This is a genomic window from Endozoicomonas sp. SESOKO4, assembly GCF_024606275.1.
In genome coordinates this window covers 1-1,539 of record NZ_JAHHPS010000100.1, presented here as the reverse complement: position 1 = coordinate 1,539, position 1,539 = coordinate 1, and the positions used below count along the sequence as shown (strand labels likewise).

Below are 1,539 nucleotides of genomic sequence, written 5' to 3'. Positions count from 1 at the left end.
ATATAACTCATTCTCACGCTGGCTCGATCGTCTGGATTGTTGAACTTTTTCTTCCCACATTTTATTAAAGAGACTTAGATGAGCATCTGAACAACGACGAACTACTTCTAAATCCAACTCCAGACTTGCAACCCGTCTGGATAACAAATCGTTTTCTTTTTGCATTTCTTTTAAGTCAAGCTGCTGTTTATCTGAGGAACGACCAGCTTCTAATAACTTCTGATTCAGCTTCCTGAGTTCTATGTATTGTTCATAATTATCTTCCTTCAGCTTTTTAACCTTTCTGGATTGTTCATCATTTTGTTCTCGTATTTTTTTTAAGGTATTCTGATCGCGACGGGCTTGTACTAAATCCTGCGTCAATTTCTGAAACTCTTCGACGCTCACACTTTTTCCATCTTGGGTATTGCAAAGGTCAGCTTCAATCTTTTTTCTTTCTATTCGAGCTTCTTCAAGCTCTTTCTGCATCTTGGTTGAACGAAGTCTGGATACCTTCAGTTGGTCTTCTAATTGTGTGACTAATTTATTAGTTTGAAGGGTTCTGAATGGCTGGTCCGCTGCCTCAAACGCTCTATTTTTTCTATGGAGGGAAATATCGTTTTCTAATGAGTTTTCAACCTGCCGAGCAGCATTCAGTGATTCACCGAGCTGACTGTGAAGCTGGCAGAGATGATGGTAATAAGCCCTTCTTTGCTCATCCATATGTGCCAGTTCAGCCCAGACTCCATAACCATTGGCTGCGTTAATCCTGCGTAAAAAGGTTGGCATGTCCTCGGTACTATCCTCCAGGGATGGATAGGCTAACACCGTCCGACGGTCCAAACATTTAAAATCACTCAAAAGATGGCACGGCGAAGGGGGTTCAGGTAACTTTTCCACAGTGATCCCACTGCGCATCTTGCGTAATGGATCTATAAGAACTCTGCATTGATATAATGAATATTCCGCAACACTGCCGGAATGGCGGCCGGACCTATCATCTTTGACCCGAACACCCGGGTCAGTTACGTTTGCTGGGATTGCTGCGTTTGATGGATTTGCCATTATAATACTCCTTTTGCAACGTTAAAAAATTCACAACTATTTGACTATCAACGACCCCCATCCAATGCAGCTCCAGTCTCTGTCGTCTGTTCATCCATTGAGAGTGCTCTGAGTTTAGCCCTCAGGGTTTCAATCTCTCTTTCCATCGCCGCCCTGTCGGCATCCCATTGTCTGGATTGCTTCTCTTGTTCATCCCAGGCTTCGCCTTTGCTATCGTGATTAGCAGCCAAGCGACTTTGATAGGCTCCTACAAGTTTCTCCAGAGACTCAATCCGTTTGGATTGTTTCTCTTTTTCAGCACAGGTTTTTTTTCTGTATTCCAGCTCATTATCTGTGTAAAGTTGATACGCTGCTAAGCGTTCGTTCAGAGACTCAACCTCTTTGGATTCTTTAGCTTTTTCTTCCTTGATTTTATTGAGGTCTCGCTGCATCTCTGTTGCACGACAATCAGCTTCCCTCAAAAGCTTCTCTAAATGGATGACTTTTTCATCAACC

At 42.9% G+C, this 1,539-nt stretch carries 2 protein-coding genes; both read right to left on the bottom strand.

Translation table 11 applies throughout. From position 1 onward, the window contains the following. Positions 1–879: hypothetical protein (locus tag KDK16_RS01750; protein WP_257274386.1), on the bottom strand; the 879-nt coding region annotated here is incomplete at its 3' end. A 212-nt stretch (positions 880–1,091) separates the two neighbouring features. Continuing rightward, positions 1,092–1,539, bottom strand: a 448-nt coding sequence (locus KDK16_RS01745) for a hypothetical protein (RefSeq protein WP_257274385.1), incomplete at its 5' end; no start/stop codon positions are given.